Here is an 18,785-nt window from a genome sequence, read left to right on the forward strand (position 1 = left end):
ATTTTATTTAATTATCTCTTTGTTAGAGCATTTGAAATCTATTATTCTAACTGAAACTTTTATATGATTATAAATTATATAAATTATAATATTATTTTAATAAACTTCTTTTAGATTTATATGGATAGCTCAGATATTGAACCAATTGACAGATTTAAAAATGATATTAGGTATAGGGATAAAATTGTCCATGTGGAAACTATTCCTTCAAAAAAAGCCAAATATAAAAAAATTGACAATCTGAATGGATGTATAATTGATTATTTAGAGTCTAAAGGTGTTAAATTATATGAACATCAGGCAGAAGCTTATGAGCATATCCAAAATAAGGAGAATATTATTATCACAACTCCCACTGCTTCAGGAAAAACCTTGGCTTTTAATCTTCCAATTATGGAAACAATGATTGAAGATGAAGAAGCCACAGCACTTTATATTTATCCTGCTAAGGCTCTTTCAAATGATCAGTTGCATGTTCTTGAAAATCTTGAAGAGGAGTTAGATATTAAAACAAATCCTAGAACTTATGATGGAGACACTCCAAAAGATGAAAGATATGGGATTCGTCAAAAGTCAAGAATTGTACTAACAAATCCATATCAGTTACATTTAATCCTTAGTTGGCATCATCAGTGGAAACGATTTTACACAAATCTAAAATATATTGTAATTGATGAATCTCATTATTATAAAGGAGTTTTTGGTTCCAATGTGGCGTTTCTTATTCGCAGATTGAAAAGAATTGCTAATAATTATGGTTCTAATCCTCAGTTTATTTTATCTTCAGCTACTTTAGCTAATCCTCTAGAACTGGCTAATAAATTAACTGGTGAAGAATTTGTTTTAATTGATAAAGATACTTCTCCAAGTGGTGAGAAAGATTTTATACTCTATAATCCTTTTATAAATAAGAAAAAAAATAAAAGAAATTCAAAATCACCTTCTGTGCATGTAGAAACTGAAGAAATATTTTTATATCTTATATTCAAGAATATTCAGACATTATGTTTCACTGTTTCACGTAAAATGGCTGAATTAATAGCTAGATGGTCTAAAAATGAAATCAATAATATTAAAGCTAAGCTTGTTGATAGAGTAGCTGCTTATAGGGCAGGTTATCGTCCTGAAGAAAGACGCGAAATTGAAGAAGGGTTAAAATCAAGGAAATATCTTGGAGTTACATGTACTAATGCATTAGAACTTGGAATTAATATAGGTTCTTTAGATGCAGTTATAATTTCAGGTTATCCTGGAACAATGGTTTCAGTATGGCAACAAAGTGGTAGGGCAGGTAGAAGTAATCAGAAATCATTAGCTATATTAATAGCATTTGAAAATCAGTTAGATCAGTATTTTATGAATAATCCTGATTTTTTCTTTGATAAACCTCATGAAAATGTTTTCATTGATTTAAATAACAATATTCTAAGGAATGCTCATATTTTATGTGCTGCTAAAGAACATTCTTTAACTTCTGAGGAATGTAATAAATACTTTAATGCTCCTGTTGAAATTTTGGATAATCTTGTTGAAAGAAAAGATTTAAGAAAAACACCTCGTGGAACTTATGTTTATCCTTATGATGATAATCCTGCATTTAATCATTCTCTAGACCAGTTATCTAATGAAGAGTTTAGAGTATTTTATAATCGTCAAATTTTAGAAACAATGGGGCGTTCTCAAGTTTATAGGGAAGCTCATGAAGGTGCAGTTTTAATTAACAAGGGTGAATCTTACATTGTTAATAAGTTAAATTTGAGAAATAATACAGTAAATGTTGTTAAAGAGGATGTAGATTATCATACTGTAGTTTTAAATAAGGTAAATATTAATATTAAGCGTAAAATATCTAAAACTAAATTTGGTGATTTAACAATTCATTTTGGAGAGTTGACTGTAACAGAAGATTATTACAAATATAAAAAAATACAGTTTTCGAAAACATTAGGATCTTTTGATTTGGATTTACCTCCTTTGAGGTTCACAACAAAAGGATTATGGTTTACAATTCCGGCATATATTGAAGATGAAGTAGAAGAGTTATATTCGGGTGATTCTATATTTGCAGGTGGTCTTCATGGTGTTGAACATGCTTTGATTGGTTTATTCCCACTTCATGTAATGTGTGATAGGTCTGATATAGGAGGATTATCTACTAAATATCATGAAGACACACAAGAATCCACTATTTTTATTTATGATGGTTATGAAGGTGGAATTGGAATTACAGAAAAGGCTATTGAAATATTTCCAGAATTAGTAAAGTCAACATATGATTTGCTTAAGAATTGTGATTGTGTTGATGGTTGTCCATCATGCATTTATTCTCCGAAATGTGGAAATGATAATAAACCTCTTCATAAAAAAGCAACCAAACATATTTTAGGTTATATGTGTAGTAAGAGGGATGGTTCTAAATCAGAAGTAAAAGAAAAAAGTAATGAAGCAATTAATGAAGAAATTTCTAATAAAAAAGATTCTTTTGAAGTAGAATATGAAGAAGCTTACGATTTATATTGTCAGGGAGATTATTTTTCTTCAAAAGAAATTTTAAATGATATTTTATCTAAAAACAAGAAAAATTCTGATGCATGGGCACTTATTGCTATGATATTATATGAGCAGGGAGATAAACAGGGAGCTATTAATTTCAATAAAAGAGCTTTAAATTTGGATTCTGCTAATGAAATAGCTAACGATTTATTTTTTAAATTAAATAATCTTTAATTTTTTTATATACAACTTTTTTTCATAATATTTATATAACTGTTAAATGTAAAGTTTAATAATATAGAAATTATTTGATTTATATAAGGAGAATAAAAATGCACGAATTATCAATGGCTCAAGGAATAATAGATGCTGTTTTAAAAACTGCAGAGGAGAATGATGCAGTTGAAGTTACAGAAGTGTCTATTGAAATTGGAAGATTAGCTATGATAAATCCTGAACAGTTAAGATTTATGTTAAGTGTTCTTGTTGAGAATACCATAGTTGAAAATGCAAAAATTGAGATTGAAGAGATACCTGTTGAAATTGATTGTCCAGAGTGTGGTTTTCATGGAAATGCAATTTTAGATGATCTTGATCATTATGCTCCAATGGTTTCTTGCCCTAAATGTGATAATAAAAGAATTTCCATTTTAAATGGTAAAGATTGCATTGTTAAAAATATTGTTATTGAAAAACCGGATGATAAGGAGGATTAAATTATGCATAAAGTTGCAGATATTGAAGTACAAAAAAATATTATGGATGCTAATAGAAAATTAGCTGATAAAAATAGGGAAAATTTTGAAGATCATGGCATTTTTTGTGTTGATTTTGTAGGAGCTATTGGTTCTGGTAAAACTACTTTAATTGAAGATATTATTGATAATACAGATTATAGTATTGGTGTAATAGCTGGAGATGTTATCAGTGAATTTGATGCAGGAAGAATTGAGAAACATGATGTTCCTGTTGTAGGTTTAAACACTGGTAAAGAATGTCATTTAGATGCACATTTAGTAAGACATGGAGTAGCTGATTTACCATTAGATGATATTGATGTATTAATCATTGAAAATGTAGGTAATTTAATCTGTCCTGTTGATTTTGAGCTTGGATCTCATATGAGAATTGTTGTTGTAAGTGTTACTGAAGGAGACGACACTGTTGAGAAACATCCTTTAATTTTCAAAGATTCAGATTTAATTATTATTAATAAAATTGATTTAGCTGATGCCGTTGGTGCCGACACCGATAAAATGATAGCTGATGCAAAAGCTTTAAATCCTGATGTTGAAGTTATTAAAAGTAACTTAAAAGATGGTGAAGGATTAGAAGAAATTATTGCAGCTATCAACAAACGTAAAGACAATATTTAAATTTAAATGGTGATTTCATTGAAAATATGGATTGATATTTCTAATGCTCCTCATGTAAGATTTTTTAAGGACATTATTAAGTATTTGGAAGCTGAAGGTGAGGATTTAATTGTTACTGCAAGGAAATTTGGTGATATCCATAAATTAATGGAATCCTATGATATTGATTTTATTTCTGTAGGTAAACATGGAGTTAGTCTTTATGATAAACTTAATGAAAGTACTAATAGGGTAGCTCAGCTTACAGATTTAATTAATGGTGAAAAAATTGATGTAGCAGTTAGTAAACATTCTATTGAGCTTCCTCGTGTTGCTTTTGGTTTAGGTATTCCAAGCTTATTTATTTTAGATAATGAACATGCACTAGCTGCTAATAAATTAACCCTTCCTTTATGTGATAGGATTATAACTCCTGAAATTATTAGTGTATGGAATTTAATGAAATGTGGAGCTGATCCTAATTCAATTATTCCATATAAAGGAACTTCTGAATTAATGCATTTTAATAACTTTAACTATAATGAGAACATATTTGCTGATTTAAATCTTGAACTTAATCATCCTAAGACTATTTTAATGAGGCCGGAACCTTCTCTTGCTTCATATTTGGATACTGACTGCAGACAATCTGTATTATCTCCAATTGTTGATGTTTTAAAAGATTATGCAAATATTTTGGTATTGCCAAGATTTAGAGAACAGTCTGAAATTTTTGAAGATATTGAAAATGTCACTATTTTAAAACCCCCTGTTGATACTTCCAGTTTAATTAAAAAATGTGATTTAGTTATTGGGGCTGGAGGTACAATGAATAGGGAATCTGCTATTTTACAGACTCCTGTTATTTCTTGTTATCCTGGAGATACATTATCTGTTGATCAATTCTATATCAATCAGGGTTTAATGTATAGATCTAATGATACTGATGATATTATCCAAAAAGCATTGAATTTTATTGTTAATCCTCATCAGGAGATTAACTTTGAATCTGATGATTTGTTTAATTTAATTTTAGATAATATCTATGATTTAGGTAAATAAATTAAATAGTTATTTATATTAAAATATTCATATTAAATTAATAGAATATTTTAGTTATATTTTTAAGGGCTGGTAGCTCAGATGGTAGATCGTCGCCTTGGCATGGCGGAGGCCCCGGGTTCAAATCCCGGTCAGTCCATATTAAATTAATTGTTTTATAAAACAAACAGGTCTAAGTGATTCATATATGTTGTTAATAGCTCAAAATCATTTACAATTTATTATTGAAGTATTTTTAATTTTGCTTGTAACTTTTATCTTTGTGATAAATTTAGTTCCTTTATCACTTAGTATTGTAACATTTTTATCTTTGTTTGTTTCTGGAGGATTCGTTCTTCTATTTGGAGCAGATATTCTATTTCTTATAATCTCTTCAAGTCAGAATGAATTTACTCATCCATTTGGACCATTGGCACTTTTTGCTGTTATTACTGCTTTAGCATCGCTGAAGGTGATGCAAAAGTCGGGAGTTGATGTCTCTGGTCTTAAAAAGGTCGTATTTATATTAATTGCAGCTATTACAGTATTTGGTGGATTAATGCACAGATCTTTCCTTTTACTTTGGATTCTTGGTTTATTTATAGGTTATTCAATAATCTCTAAAAATTTCAGAGAGAAATCCATTTTTACTCTTAAAAGAATCCTTATGTTCTTAGGATTAGGTGTTGCAGCATTTGCATGTCTAGAGGTAATAGCTAGAGTCACCGGAATGACTATCTTCTCTCCATTATTAAGGATTGAAAGGATTGAAGATAACTCATTATCAAGTATTAGAATGGTATTAAACAATACTCAATTAATAGGTCATAGTGGTGATGCATCATATTGGGGAGTTAATGGAACAGCATTTGCAGAAGGATATGTTTCCCTTCCAATGCAATTAATATTGTTCTTTGGTTTACCATTCCCATTGTTCTTTGGTGTACTTGTAAACCAAAAGGATACTGTGGATTATATGCTTCCAGGTATTATGGGGTATGGTTTTGACTTTGGTTATTTAGGACTAATTGGTTTAATGTTATTTGTTCTTTTAACCATTTTTGTTGGATTAAAAATATTAACAATGTATAGAGAGAAAAGAGAGAAAAATAATAAAAAATATTTAGGTAAAGAAGTAATGCTTATTGGTGCACTTTCTGCATTTATTGCACAAGCATTAATTGGATTATTCATATTTAACAGAACAATCAACGGTATGGCATTACTTACATTCATGTTATTAGGAGCATTTATTTTATCTCATGCAGTAACTCTTAAAACTAGAAATCAATAATGAGGGGATGTTATAAAATGAAAAAAGCATTAGTATTGCTTGGTTGTCCTGAATCTCCTTCTCAGACACCAATGGCAGTTTATGCAGCAAATAAGTTATCTGAATTAGATTATGATGTTACTGTGGCAGCAAATCCTGCAGCAACTAAACTTGTTAAAGTTTCAGATCCAAAAAAAGTTTATGTAAAAAGCATCGTTGATTTAGACAGATGTTTAAATGATATAAAAGAAGGAGATTATGATTTATTAGTTGGTTTTGTTCATAAAGATGCAGCTGCATCTTTCTTCATTACATTTTATCATTTATTGCAATGTGAATCAATAGCTCTTGTATTTGAAAAGGATATGGAGTTATTGGAAAGCTATGTTGATATGGTTCAGGAAAACACTGATGCTAAAATTGTTGCTGTTAAAGCTTTCCATAATCCAACTCCAATTAGAGTTAGATTTGATAAAGTATTGGAGGAGTTATAAAAATGTCTTTTTGTTTAGATACTTATCTTCAACAATCTGATGATTATGAAATTTTAGCATCTAAAACTGGTTTTAAAGACTGTGCTAAAATTATCCGTTCTAAAGCTCCAGAAGTTGTAAATATTAAACCTGGAGATGAAGTATTGGGTGTTAGGGTTATTGGAATTCCCCCGGTTCCAATTGGAATTAATGAATCCAAAGGAACTGCTTTAATCCCATATACTAAACCTTGTCATGGTTCTGCAGTAATAGAATTACCAGTTGATGCTGAAGAAATCGAAAGAATTAGAAAATTAAACACTAAATGATGATAGAATGTTTTCTACTGTTGTTGGAAGTTTCCCTGTAGAATTAGAAACTTCCCCTTCTTTTAAAGATAAATTTTTAAATATTTTTGGTCTTTATGATCCTTATAAATCAGCTATTAAAAAAGCTGTTTTTCATCAGTTAGACTCTGGTGTAGATATTATCTCTGATGGTCAGGTTAGAGGAGATATGGTTGGTTCTTTTTCTAAATATATTCCTGGAATGCAATTTGAGCACAATTCAACTATTATCACTTCTAAAATAAGGGCTCCTGTTAAAGAAATAACAGTTGATGACTTAAAATATGCTAAATCTATTTTAAAAGATTATTATTCTGGTTCTATCCCTGAAAATAAGGGAGTAAAAGGAATTATAACTGGACCTTCAACAATTGTTCATTCTTCTAGAATCGAGAGTTTTTATAAAAATAAGAATGATGCAATAATTGATTTGGCTCACAGCTTAAAACATGAAGTTAATGCAATTATGGATAAAATTGACCCTAAGTATATTCAAGTTGATGAACCTTTTTTATCTACTGGTTTAGTTGATTTTAAAACTGCACGTAAAGCTATTGATATTATTGGTAAAGGATTAGATGTTCCATTAGCTATGCATGTTTGCGGAAATTTAAATAATGTTTTTAAAGATTTAACTAAATTTAATATTGATATTCTGGACTGTGAATTTGCAGGAAATAATATTAATATTGGTATTTTAGAAGATAATGTAAATTTAATTAAAGGTAAAAAAATCGGGTTTGGTTGTTTAGACACTGCATCTACTGAAGTTGATTCTTATGATGATGTATTAAATCTTGTAAAAAGAGGTATTGATGCAGTAGGTAAAGAGAATATGATTTTAGATCCTGATTGTGGTCTTAGAAAAGCTAGTGTAAATGTTGCTTGTAAAAAATTAGAAACAATGACCAAAGTATTAAATGAGGTTAAATAGGTGTTAAAATGGTTACTCATATCAAAGGTAATGATATAGCAGATTGTTGGGAGAAAATAGTTGTTAATATTGTTAATAATGGACATTATGTTAATGATGAACGCGGTTCTTTAACTAAAGAGTGTCTAAATATTGTTACTGAAATTAAAGACCCATTTAGTGTTGGTGGAAAGGATTTCTTTGGTATGGGTGATGCTTTAGAAAAGTTGGAAAATATTAGGATTCCTAAAGGTTATTTCTGGGAAGGAGACAAACTTCAAACCTATGCTGATCAGTTTATCAGCCCTGAAAATCCTGGTTTTGTTTATACTTATGGTAATCGTTTAAGAGCACATTTTGATAATGTTGATCAAATTCAAGAATCAATTACTCGTTTAAAAAATTGCAGAGAATCTAGAAGAGCTATTTCTATTACTTGGGATCAAGTTATTGATAGTACTTCAGAAGAAGTTCCATGTATGATTTTAATTGATTTTAAAATAAGAGATAATGTTTTATATACAACAGCATTATGGAGAAGTCATGATATTTATGGTGCTTGGTTTGCAAATGCTGTTGGTTTAACTTACTGTGCAAAATATGTATCAGAAGAGATTGGTGATGTAAAACTTGGTCCTATCACAATCCATTCTATTAGTGCACATATTTATGAAAATAATTTTGATGAAGCTGAAAAATTAGCTAAATCAAAATAATTATTTAATTTTCTTTATAAAAATAGCTATTTTTTTATCTATATTCATGTTTAAAGTTTGCATCATATAACTTAGATGGAGTAAAATCACCTGGTTTTAAAACATCTCCCACTACAACCATTGCAGTTTTTGTTATATTGGCACTTTTAACTTTATCTGCAATATCTGCAAGTGTTCCTTCAACTATCTTTTGGTCGTTCCATGTTGCTTTTTGAACTACTGAAACTGGTGTTGTAATTTCATATCCTTCAAGTAATTCTTCAACAAGTTTGTCAATCATACCAACACCTAAAAAGATGCACATTGTTGCATGATGTTTTGATAGGCTTGAAATACTTTCTAAAGGAGGTTTTGGTGTTCTACCTTCAGGACGAGTTATAATTACTGTTTGTGAGATTTCAGGTAAGGTTAACTCAGTTTCTAAAGCAGATGCAGTTCCAAATAATGAGCTTACACCAGGAATTATTTCATATTCGATATTATTTGCTTTTAATTCTCTGATTTGCTCTCCAATTGCACCGTATATTGAAGGATCACCAGTATGAACTCTAGCTACTAATTTGTCTTCAGCTACAGCTTCTTTGATAATGTTGATAATTTCATCTAAATTTAAGTAAGCACTGTTGTAAACTTCACATTCTTCTTTTTTACAGTCTAAAACTTCTTCATTGACAAGTGAACCGGCATAAATGATAACATCTGCATTTTCAATAGCTTTTTTTCCTTTTACAGTGATGAGATCTGGGTCTCCAGGACCTGCTCCAATAAAAATAACTTTACCTTTCATACACCATTATAAGTTTTAGGTTCTATTTAATAATTATGTATAATAGCTAAAAAGTTGTTATAATTATTTTTTTAATCATTTAATCAATTTGACAAGGTTATTTAAACAAATTATATTAATGTTCATGAAAAATTAGTTATTATGGATAATCAAGGCTTTATTTCAATAGACTATCTTTTTTCTATCTTTTTAATTATTTTAATAGCTATTGGTATTCTTTATTTTTCAGAATCCACCTTGAATTCAGCTGAAAATATAGAAAAAACTACTAGCTATAGGTTATTTCTTGATAATATAGCAGATGAAATAAATCAAGTCAATTCAAATGGTGCTAATTTTTCAAAAGTAATATCACTTCCTTATAAAATACAGGATAATAGTTATGTCTTAACCTTATCAGGGGATTCATTAACCTTAGACATTGATAATAGAAAGGCTTCAACAAACATTTTTCCAATTAAATTAGAAAACAATCTTGATGTGGACTTATATGGTGGAAACAGCTATTTAATCAAAAAAGAAGATGAAAATACAATTTCAGTTAAAAGGTGGTTTATATAATGGACTGTAAAGGCCAGTCAAGTGCTGAATTTTTACTGTTAATTGGATTTTTCATTGCACTTCTAGTTGTTTCAAGTATATTTATTTTAGAAGAAGATGAGCTAAACAAAGCAATGATTGCTGCTAGAAATGGTGTTAATGAAGGAATAATTATTGATTCAGCGGCTGTTTATCCTGATGATGTTTATAGAGAATATGAATTATCAAAAGAAAATTTGCTTCATCCTTCTTTAATTAAGTTAGAAAATGTAAATTATACAAATATGGGTGTCGATTCAGGATATAATAAAGAGAAAATTCAATTTAAGGTTACAGTTTCATCAAGTGAGATAATTGATAAAGATTTGCAAGATTCTTTTGGAGATAGGATTAATTATAATTTAAGAAAGTCTCTGGCTTATACTTTCAATAGTGAAAATTTAACTAATGAGTTATACAATCCTGTATTTTCAAATCATTATGTTTTCACAACAGCTAATGTAAAATGGATTAATTAAATTTAATTAGTAGCTGAAACAAATTATATGTTAATTAAATAAAATTGTGATTATATGGCTGTTATGTTTCCTCAGTTACCATTATATGTAATTGCAATAATCTGTGGTATACTGTCCTTTTTAGTTACACGTTTATCAATGCCTAAGATTATTAAAAAATTAGAAAAAGCAAATATTGTTGGTAAAGATATTCATAAATCTTGGAAACCAATTGTTGCAGAAATGGGCGGATTTGGAATTTTATTTGGTTTTATTATAGGTATTTTTGCAGGAATTGGAATGCATTCCATTTTAACATTTCCATTATGTATTGTTTTGATTGTAATTTTACTTGTGGGAATTATTGGTATTGCAGATGACTTACTTGTACTTTCATCAAAAGAAAAGTTGTTCTTACTATTTTTAGCAGGTATTCCTTTAATATGGGCAGCACCTCCAGAAGTTGGAATCTTATATTTAATTGCTATTCCAATAGCTGTTTCAATTGGTGCTAATTTAACTAATATGCTTGCTGGATTAAATGGTATTGAAGCAGGTCTTGGTATTATTGCACTAGGATCTTTGACTATTTCATGTATTATTCTTGGAAAATATGATGTTACAATAATAAGTATGAGTATGTTAGGTGCACTTATTGCATTCTTACACTTTAATAAATATCCTGCTAAGATATTTCCTGGTGATACTGGTACTCTGATTATTGGTGCAACTATTGTAGCTATTGCATTTATTGGTCGTGTAAAGTTAATTGCTTTTATTGTTCTTATTCCGAATATCATTGATGCTGCATTAAAATTTTACAGTGCAGGAGTCATGGAAAGACAACAATTTAAACCTACTCAATTAGATGATGAAGGAAGATTAGTTAGACCAGAAACAGGTTTTAAATCATTAATTAGATTTATTTTAAGAAAACCAATTAAAGAAGAGCATGCTGTTAAAATTATTTGGGCTATAGGTATAATATTCGGTATTATTGGTATTTTAATTGCATTGTCTATGCCTGGTTTTGCAGAAAATGAAACTATAGAAGATATTATGTATATTAAAGAATTTTTCTACACTTTAGGATAAATTCTTTATTATTTTTTTTTAAAAAAAGTGATTTATTTATTGTTGAGTATATAGTACACAGTTCTAATTGGTACATTTAATTTTTCGGATATTTCTTTTGGTTTTAATCCTTCTTTATTTAATGATTTAATTTCTTTTCTTGTATTTAAATCATGCTTTCTTTTGTAATTATCAAAGCTTACTTCATCCTTATTTTTTCTTACATAGTAGTAAACTCTGCTAACAGGTATGTTTAAAATTTCAGATATTTCTTTAGCAGATTTCTTTTCTTTAACATATCTTAAAATTTCTTCATCTTTAGAAGAATATTTACTTTTAGATCCCCATTGGTATTCTTTTTTAACAGTTATATCAAGAGATTCCAATGCTTCAATATATTTTTTTGAAATTCTATTATAAACACTGGGACTGCAGGTAATCTCTTCAAGGTTGGGATATTCATCGATTAATTCCATAACTTTTGATAATGTTAATACTTGGGTTATATGAATCTTTGTAGTTTCTTCATCCATATAATCACTTATTTTTTAATTAATTCTAAGAATTTTTTTGATTTTTCAGTTTTTGGCTTTCTAATTGTTTCAATATTTTTAATTTCCTTTTTAATTTTAGAATTATTAATATTTAAAGCATTACCAATATTTTCAATAGGAATTTCAGTAGTTTTATGGATTAATCCAGCACCTAAAGCAGGATAATTAATTTTCATTTTAGTATTTTTAATTAACTTTTCAAGTTTAAATTTTTCATATAAAACAAGATCCATTTCTGGAATTGGAATTAGCTTAAGGTTAGTTTCTTCATTTAATGTTTCAATAACCTTTTTATAAGTAGTTTGGAATATTTTTCTTTGTTGTCTATCAAGTTCAACCCTAATGTATGGGAATGGACCTGAAGTTATTTTACGGTTATTATGTGAAGTGGTTAAATAATATCTGAAAATATCCCATATAATCAATGTAGGTGCTATATTAGTAAAAATAGATTTTTCAATATTCTCTTTTATTTTTAAATCTCTTTTTAAAGATCTGTTTAAATTGCCAAATTTATCCATAAATTTAAGTTTTTTGCATGTTTCTTCAAATTCTGTTTTTCTCCAGGATTCTAATGAAGCAGTGTCATGTTCATCAATAAAAGTTGGTTTTTTAGTGGCAATTTCATGTTTAAGATCATTATATTTATTCAATCTTTTGAAATCGGATATTCTCTTTTTAAAAATTGAATCTTTCATTTCATTAACTAATTTTTCTGAATATTTAACATATCCAATAGCTAATGCAGTTCTTGCATGTCTATCATCAATAATAGCTGGTTTGGTTCTATGGAATCTCAATACTTCAATTCTAACATTTTTTCCATAGGTTTTTCTAACTTCTTCTTCGTAATTGTCAACATGATCAGAGTCTATAGTGACATTTTTACGAATCCATCTATTGTTTTCATCTTTAAATTTTATAACAAGGGATATTGATTTAACAACACCTTTTCTTTCTTGTTTAAGTAAATTTAGAACTTTTTTAAATGAATCTCTTCCCCAATTTGAAAATTGGGTCATATGTACTCTGTAATTTCCAGATAATGGTAAAAATGGAATGATTTCTAATCTGTAGGAGTTGTCTTTATTTATTTTAAAAGAAAACTGTTCACTTCCACAGCTGCATTTACATTCATTTTCTTTATATTCATTCATTCTGTATTTTTTATAACAGCTTTCACATTTCACATAACCATATTGTTCTAAATTTCCAATAGCTATTTGATGTGAGTCAATAGCAGATTTTACTCTATCAAGAATGTTTTTCTTGGCATTCGCTTTCATTCTGAAAAATTGGTTATGTCTGCTGTTTTCACTAACTTCCTCTAAGCTTACAACATCTGAAGTAGTGTTTCCATATTTACTTAATGAACGGAATGGGGTTGTATACCCTTGTAAATCCATTTGGTTTCTTAAAGTGTGAAGAGTGGATAATCTATCATCTAATTTAAAATAGAGAGATTTAAATTCTTCAAAATCATCAAGTTGACTAACATCAATTGATTCTTTTGAAATTTCATTTAAAAATTTCTCAGATTTGCTAATTAGTGAAGATTCTTCCATCAAAGACACCGAATTTTTTAGTTTTAGTTAGTTTATTGGATTCTTTCGCCTATTTCACATTCATCAGGTGATAATAATGCTCCACTTTCACCAGTAGCTAAAAGCATACCTTCAGATAAGGTTCCGAATAATTTTGCTGGTTTAAGGTTTGCAACAACAGCCACTTTTCTGTCAATTAATTCTTCTGGTGAATAGAATTGTGCAAGACCTGCAACAATTTGTCTTACTTCAGAACCAATATCAACTTGTAATTTTAATAATTTGTCGGATTTTTCGATTTTTTCTGCTTCTTTAATTTGTCCAATTCTAATTTCAACTTTATCAAAATCATCAATAGTTATAATATCACTCATATTTTCATCCTCTTCAGTTTTTAAATTTTCTTCTAATTTATTTTTTTGTTCAGCTATTTTATCATCTTCAATTTTCTTAAATAAAGGTTTAGCTTTATTGATTTTATGACCTTCATTTAATGGAACTTTTGCATCCTTCCATTCCTCTGGGTTAGCTATATTAACTATTTCAGCTATTTGCTCAGCTTTTGTTGGAATGTAAGGTTTAAGAACAACAGCTAATATTTTAGCTAATTGATTAGATAAATGTAATGTATTTGCTGCTTTTTGTTTATCTTCTTTAACAGCTTTCCATGGTTCTTGATCATTAAAGTATTTATTTCCTTTTTTAGTAACTCTAAATATTTCAAGAAGACCATCTCTGAAGTCAAAGTTAGCAATATGTTCTCCAACAGTGTCAGGAAGTTCTTTGATTAATTTTTCAAACTCTAAATCTTCCTCAGAAGGATTTTTATACTCTGGAACTTCTCCATCAAAGAATTTGTGTGTAAATGTAAAAGTCCTATGTAAAAAATTACCTATTACATCTGCAAGACCGTCATTGTTTCTTCTTTGGAAATCATCCCATGAGAAGTCAGTGTCCTTGTTTAACGGTGCATTAATAGTTAGGTAATATCTAAGTAAATCAGGTTCAAATTCTTTAACAAAATCAGATATCCATACAACCCAATTTTTACTGGTGGACATTTTTTGACCTTCTAAAGATAAGAATTCACCTGCATAGATTGTATCAGGTAATTTACATCCATATCCTTTAAGTAATGCTGGCCAGAAGATTGCATGGTGGTAAATAATGTCTTTTCCAATGAAATGTACAACATTATCTTTCCAGTAATCTTCCCATTTAATGCCACTTTCTTTGGACCATTGTGATGCTGAGGAGATGTAACCTAAGAATGCTTCACCCCAAACATAAATTACTTTACCTTTTGCTTCTTCAAGAGGAACTGGAATACCCCAATCCATATCACGTGTTAAAACCCAGTCATTTAATCCTTCTTTAAGCCAGTTAAGTGCATAATTTCTAACATTATCTGGTAAATTTTTATTATTTTCAATATATTCAGTAATGTCATCTTGGAAAGCACTTAATTTAAAGAAGTATTGGTAAGTATCTTTAATTTTAGGTGTAGAACCACAGGTTAAACATTGAGGTTCAATAAGTTCAGTTGGTTCTAATGGTCTTCCACATTTTTCACAGTGATCTCCACGAGCCTCTGCACCACATACTGGACAAATACCTTCAACATATCTGTCAGGTAAGAATTTACCACATTCTTCACAGTATAACTGTTGAATGTCTTTTCTGTAAATTAATCCTTTCTCATATAAATCTAAAAAGAAGTTTTGAGCAATTTCATAATGAGCTTTATCAGTAGTACGTGTGAAACTGTCTAAAGATATATTCATGGATTCTACATCTTTAACAATCATATCATGATATCTTTTAGAAATCTCAATAGGCTTTTTATTTTCTTTATCTGCTTTAACAGCTATTGGTGTTCCATGTTCATCAGTTGCACAAACTAGCAATACATCGTTGTTAATCATACGATTATATCTTGCATAAATGTCAGCAGGAAGATAAGTAGACCTTAAATGACCTAAATGGCAAGGTCCATTTGCATAAGGAAGTGCACATGAAATAAAAATTTTAGACATCTATTTATTCTCCATTTCATTGTTTTTATTAAAATTAAATAAAAATTGTAAATATAATTTCTTTATCTTTAAATTATATGTTTTTAAAAACATTTAAATCTATGTTTTATTTCTAAATTTTTATCATAATTAAGAATCTTTATTTAATTTTATTTTTCATTGTTTTATGTTAATTTTTAAATACAATTAAGTGAATATATCAAAAACATGGTAAGTTTATCCTTTATAAATCCGCTTTCAAATGAAGGAAGGGAAATTTTAAAAGATTATGGAGATTTAAATCAATTGGATAATGAAGATGAATCCTTAATAGAGGAGGTTATCCATACTCAAAACCAAAAAATTTCTGATGATGATATTATTCCTAAATCTTATAAGCAGTTAGCTTTAAAGCGCATTCAATGGGCTATTGAGAAAAAAAATAATAAAAACTATTCACAGCAGGAATTTGAATATCTTTTTAATGGGGATTTATATAGGCAGGATGTTGTTGCATTTCATATTTTATCTCAAGCAATAGCTATGGAATTCAATATAACTTCAAGAGAGACCAGGTTATTTATTGAATCACAAGGAAGACTTATTGAGGAAAGATTAGCTAAAATACCACCAGCTAATAGAAGTGAAATTATTGATGATACACTAAGAGAAATTCAGACTGATGGTTCCATCAATTGGAAAACACTAAAAGATGTTATTGCATCAAAAAAACTTTCTTTAACTCAATTATTGCTTGATAAAGGCGAAATTGTCTTAGAAAGTGATGACTTTTTATATAAATTTGAGGATGCCTTTCAGGATAGGCCTGCAGAGAAAATGTATGATATTTTGGTTGGTGAAAAACTTAAAGAAGTAATTCTTTCAAGGCTTATCATGCAGAAAACAGAAGAATACATTAAAAGAATTAAAGAAATGTCAAAAATCATTGAAATTCACCCTGTAATTATTGAACTTGGAGAAGAACTTAAAGAATTTATCCCAACTGAAATCAGTAAATATAATACTTACTTTGCAGGTAGTGGAGGAATTTACGGAACTGTAAAGGCAGGAAAATTAATCAGGGAAGCATTTCCGCCATGTATTCAAAAGACTATTGAAGGTGTTTCCTCTGGTGGACGTAATGATGCTATTGTATTGCTATTAACTTCTTTTGTTTCTTATGCACGTTTATATCCAAGAATCTTTGCAGCAGATAGTTCTGTTAAAGTTTCAGATATAGATGCAGATTTGTCAATTACAGAAAATGAGATTTTGCCATTGATTTATGAGGCAGCTGATAATTGTTCACCTCCGTTATTTGATGATCAACCGCAAGAAAAAATAAATATTATTTCAAAATTAGGATTTGGAATGCATGAAGAAGTAAATCTTGAAAATGAAGGTGAAACTAAGTGGTACACTCCAATGAGTTGTGAAAAAATTAAAATACATTTGCCACATCTCTGTCAGCCGGATAAATCCTGTAAAGGAATTAATAATCCTTTATCTTGTTATACTCGTAATAAATTCCAATTAGATAAAAGTAAAAAAGCTGAAAAATCTGATTAAAGGTCAGAATCTCCTTGAAGAGCATCATAGTAATCTTCTAAAACACCAGATTCCCACATATTATAATTCCAGTATTTATCCTCTTCAAAGCGATCAGCCAATATTGATATTTTACGCTCGTTTTCATTTATGTCATAAGTCTCACAGAAATTTGAAACGATATCTGGAGTATATTCTGAAGGATCATCATCCTTGAAATTTAAATAACATTCATATTCCTCTTCACTAAAGAGTTCTTCAGGAGTTATAGGATGTTCCCCAGATTTAATTGTATATAATGTTATGTAAATCATACTAGCTAAGGGTAGTTGGTTTAATTCAACTCCCAGTCCTTGAATGGTTCCACTTTCTAAATCAATGATTGTATGTCCAGTTCTTTGACATGGTATCCATTCTTTGTAAGCAGGTTCTACAATATCTCTTGGACTGAGATGTGATAATAATGTTTTAAGATGTTCAATATTTATTACTTCAATTACTTCTTCTTCCATCTTTTCACCTAATTTAAACTTTATTGATTCTTAATTTGTTAATTTTAATAAAAAGTATTTTTCATTAATTATAAAAGACTATTATTAAATACCTCAAAGGATAAAAACTTAAAATGTGATTGATATTTATGTTTTCTAAAGCTACTTTAAAAGAACGAAGACAATATTATCGTGAAGAATGGTCTGTTAAAGATTTGCCTGATTTTATTACAGACAATATTACAAAACGTGAATTTGGATTTGACCATTTAGGACAAGGACCAAATGATAGATATAGAACTTTTAAAGGAAAAGAATCTTTAAGAAAATTTTTAAGATATAAAGCTCCTTTTGCTGCTTATATTTCAGTAGCTTTCTATAATAACCCTAAAAAAAGACAAGATTGGCTTAAAGCAGAGTATATCTTTGATGTAGATGCAAAAGATATTCCTATTAGATCATGTCAGTGTGACAGTGTATGTGAAGTTTGTCTTGGTGAAGCTTTAGAAATTGTTAATACTCTTATTGATGATTTAGAAGGAGATTTGGGGTTAAATAATATCCATTTAATATACTCTGGAAGAGGTTATCATATTAGGATTCTTGATGAGGAAATGATGACTGCAGGCAGTGAATTAAGAGGAGAGGTATTAAAATATGCTGCTGGAGCTGAAATTCCAAACACTACTTTTTCCAATTCCAGTGCTTCTAACACTTCTTTTAATTTTGAGCATTTTTCTATTCCTGTTGGTTATTCAAGACTCTTTACTCAGAAAGTTAAGTATAATATTCAACATTTAGTCGGTAATGAGCAGTTAGATGGGATTAATCCAAAATTAATGAAAGATATTATGAAGTATAGACATTTTCTTGATGATAACAAATGGGGTTTATTTAAAAGCAATATAGGTCCTAGACGTTACAAAAATCTTGTTGAAGCTATGGCTAAGGTTAATTTGTCAACTATTGATGCTAAAGTGTCTATAGATTTAAAAAGAATTTTAAGGCTCCCTTCTTCCCTTCACTCTAAAGTTAGTATGAAATGTGTGGAAGTTAAAAATAGGGAAACTTTTGATCCATTTAAAGAAGCTGTTCCTAAATTTGTCTATGAAAGGAAGGATTAA

19 protein-coding genes and 1 tRNA gene are annotated in these 18,785 nt (G+C 29.0%); 15 read left to right on the forward strand and 5 right to left on the reverse strand.

What is annotated here, in order from left to right; all coding sequences use genetic code 11:
* Nucleotides 1–120: 120 nt before the first annotated feature.
* The 10 genes from MBBWO_RS05595 to MBBWO_RS05640 all read left to right on the forward strand — a co-directional run bounded on the left by MBBWO_RS05595 (nucleotide 121) and on the right by MBBWO_RS05640 (nucleotide 8,611).
* Nucleotides 121–2,727, forward strand: a complete 2,607-nt coding sequence (locus MBBWO_RS05595) for a DEAD/DEAH box helicase (protein WP_116669894.1) — start codon at nucleotides 121–123, stop codon at nucleotides 2,725–2,727.
* A 98-nt stretch (nucleotides 2,728–2,825) separates the two neighbouring features.
* Nucleotides 2,826–3,209, forward strand: a complete 384-nt coding sequence (gene hypA, locus MBBWO_RS05600) for a hydrogenase maturation nickel metallochaperone HypA (RefSeq protein WP_116669895.1) — start codon at nucleotides 2,826–2,828, stop codon at nucleotides 3,207–3,209.
* Nucleotides 3,210–3,212: 3 nt separating this feature from the next.
* The gene (gene hypB, locus MBBWO_RS05605) at nucleotides 3,213–3,869 is read left to right on the forward strand and encodes a hydrogenase nickel incorporation protein HypB (RefSeq protein WP_116669896.1); all 657 of its coding nucleotides are present in this window, start codon (nucleotides 3,213–3,215) and stop codon (nucleotides 3,867–3,869) included.
* A gap of 9 nt (nucleotides 3,870–3,878) precedes the next feature.
* Nucleotides 3,879–4,910, forward strand: a complete 1,032-nt coding sequence (locus tag MBBWO_RS05610) for a DUF354 domain-containing protein (RefSeq protein WP_116670034.1) — start codon at nucleotides 3,879–3,881, stop codon at nucleotides 4,908–4,910.
* A gap of 66 nt (nucleotides 4,911–4,976) precedes the next feature.
* Nucleotides 4,977–5,049: transfer RNA gene (locus MBBWO_RS05615), tRNA-Ala, on the forward strand.
* A gap of 48 nt (nucleotides 5,050–5,097) precedes the next feature.
* Nucleotides 5,098–6,183: a hypothetical protein gene (locus MBBWO_RS05620; RefSeq protein WP_116669897.1), complete on the forward strand. Its 1,086-nt coding sequence runs from the start codon at nucleotides 5,098–5,100 to the stop codon at nucleotides 6,181–6,183.
* A 17-nt stretch (nucleotides 6,184–6,200) separates the two neighbouring features.
* Nucleotides 6,201–6,656 (forward strand): DUF1890 domain-containing protein, encoded by a 456-nt coding sequence (locus MBBWO_RS05625; RefSeq protein WP_116669898.1) that lies wholly within the window; start codon nucleotides 6,201–6,203, stop codon nucleotides 6,654–6,656.
* A gap of 2 nt (nucleotides 6,657–6,658) precedes the next feature.
* Nucleotides 6,659–6,964, forward strand: a complete 306-nt coding sequence (locus tag MBBWO_RS05630) for a DUF1894 domain-containing protein (RefSeq protein ID WP_116669899.1) — start codon at nucleotides 6,659–6,661, stop codon at nucleotides 6,962–6,964.
* A gap of 7 nt (nucleotides 6,965–6,971) precedes the next feature.
* Entirely contained in the window at nucleotides 6,972–7,916 is a 945-nt protein-coding gene (locus MBBWO_RS05635) for a methionine synthase (RefSeq protein WP_116669900.1), read from the forward strand.
* A gap of 8 nt (nucleotides 7,917–7,924) precedes the next feature.
* Nucleotides 7,925–8,611, forward strand: a complete 687-nt coding sequence (locus tag MBBWO_RS05640) for a thymidylate synthase (RefSeq protein WP_116669901.1) — start codon at nucleotides 7,925–7,927, stop codon at nucleotides 8,609–8,611.
* 34 nt (nucleotides 8,612–8,645) lie between these two features.
* Here MBBWO_RS05640 and cobM read toward each other — a convergent pair whose 3' ends face one another.
* Nucleotides 8,646–9,398, reverse strand: a complete 753-nt coding sequence (gene cobM / locus MBBWO_RS05645; RefSeq protein ID WP_116669902.1) for a precorrin-4 C(11)-methyltransferase — start codon at nucleotides 9,396–9,398, stop codon at nucleotides 8,646–8,648.
* 141 nt (nucleotides 9,399–9,539) lie between these two features.
* Here cobM and MBBWO_RS05650 point away from each other — a divergent pair, with 141 nt between their 5' ends.
* Genes MBBWO_RS05650 through MBBWO_RS05660 form a run of 3 tightly spaced genes read left to right on the forward strand, consistent with a single transcriptional unit; the run spans nucleotide 9,540 to nucleotide 11,530 of the window.
* Nucleotides 9,540–9,959, forward strand: a complete 420-nt coding sequence (locus tag MBBWO_RS05650) for a hypothetical protein (RefSeq protein WP_116669903.1) — start codon at nucleotides 9,540–9,542, stop codon at nucleotides 9,957–9,959.
* Complete coding sequence (locus MBBWO_RS05655; protein WP_243408473.1) at nucleotides 9,959–10,456, forward strand: hypothetical protein; 498 nt, start codon at nucleotides 9,959–9,961, stop codon at nucleotides 10,454–10,456. Before MBBWO_RS05650 ends, MBBWO_RS05655 begins: the two co-directional genes overlap by 1 nt.
* A 54-nt stretch (nucleotides 10,457–10,510) precedes the next feature.
* The gene (locus MBBWO_RS05660) at nucleotides 10,511–11,530 is read left to right on the forward strand and encodes an MraY family glycosyltransferase (RefSeq protein ID WP_116669904.1); all 1,020 of its coding nucleotides are present in this window, start codon (nucleotides 10,511–10,513) and stop codon (nucleotides 11,528–11,530) included.
* A 32-nt stretch (nucleotides 11,531–11,562) separates the two neighbouring features.
* On the opposite strand, the gene MBBWO_RS05665 is transcribed toward MBBWO_RS05660, so the two are convergent.
* From MBBWO_RS05665 to metG, 3 genes are read right to left on the reverse strand one after another with little or no spacing between them, the layout of a single operon-like run.
* Nucleotides 11,563–12,042, reverse strand: a complete 480-nt coding sequence (locus MBBWO_RS05665; protein ID WP_116669905.1) for a hypothetical protein — start codon at nucleotides 12,040–12,042, stop codon at nucleotides 11,563–11,565.
* Between the two features lie 8 nt (nucleotides 12,043–12,050).
* Complete coding sequence (locus MBBWO_RS05670) at nucleotides 12,051–13,628, reverse strand: DUF530 domain-containing protein (RefSeq protein WP_116669906.1); 1,578 nt, start codon at nucleotides 13,626–13,628, stop codon at nucleotides 12,051–12,053.
* Between the two features lie 32 nt (nucleotides 13,629–13,660).
* Nucleotides 13,661–15,643: a methionine--tRNA ligase gene (gene metG, locus MBBWO_RS05675; protein ID WP_116669907.1), complete on the reverse strand. Its 1,983-nt coding sequence runs from the start codon at nucleotides 15,641–15,643 to the stop codon at nucleotides 13,661–13,663.
* 207 nt (nucleotides 15,644–15,850) lie between these two features.
* Between metG and priL the strand changes: the two genes are divergently transcribed.
* Entirely contained in the window at nucleotides 15,851–17,191 is a 1,341-nt protein-coding gene (gene priL, locus MBBWO_RS05680; protein ID WP_116669908.1) for a DNA primase large subunit PriL, read from the forward strand.
* Here priL and MBBWO_RS05685 read toward each other — a convergent pair.
* On the reverse strand, nucleotides 17,188–17,682 hold the full coding sequence (locus tag MBBWO_RS05685) for a hypothetical protein (protein WP_116669909.1): 495 nt from the start codon (nucleotides 17,680–17,682) through the stop codon (nucleotides 17,188–17,190). The two genes, priL and MBBWO_RS05685, sit on opposite strands and share 4 nt — an antisense overlap.
* Before the next feature lie 128 nt (nucleotides 17,683–17,810).
* Here MBBWO_RS05685 and priS point away from each other — a divergent pair, with 128 nt between their 5' ends.
* On the forward strand, nucleotides 17,811–18,785 hold the full coding sequence (gene priS, locus MBBWO_RS05690) for a DNA primase catalytic subunit PriS (RefSeq protein ID WP_116669910.1): 975 nt from the start codon (nucleotides 17,811–17,813) through the stop codon (nucleotides 18,783–18,785).

It is taken from the genome of Methanobrevibacter woesei (assembly GCF_003111605.1).
GTDB lineage: Archaea > Methanobacteriota > Methanobacteria > Methanobacteriales > Methanobacteriaceae > Methanocatella > Methanocatella woesei.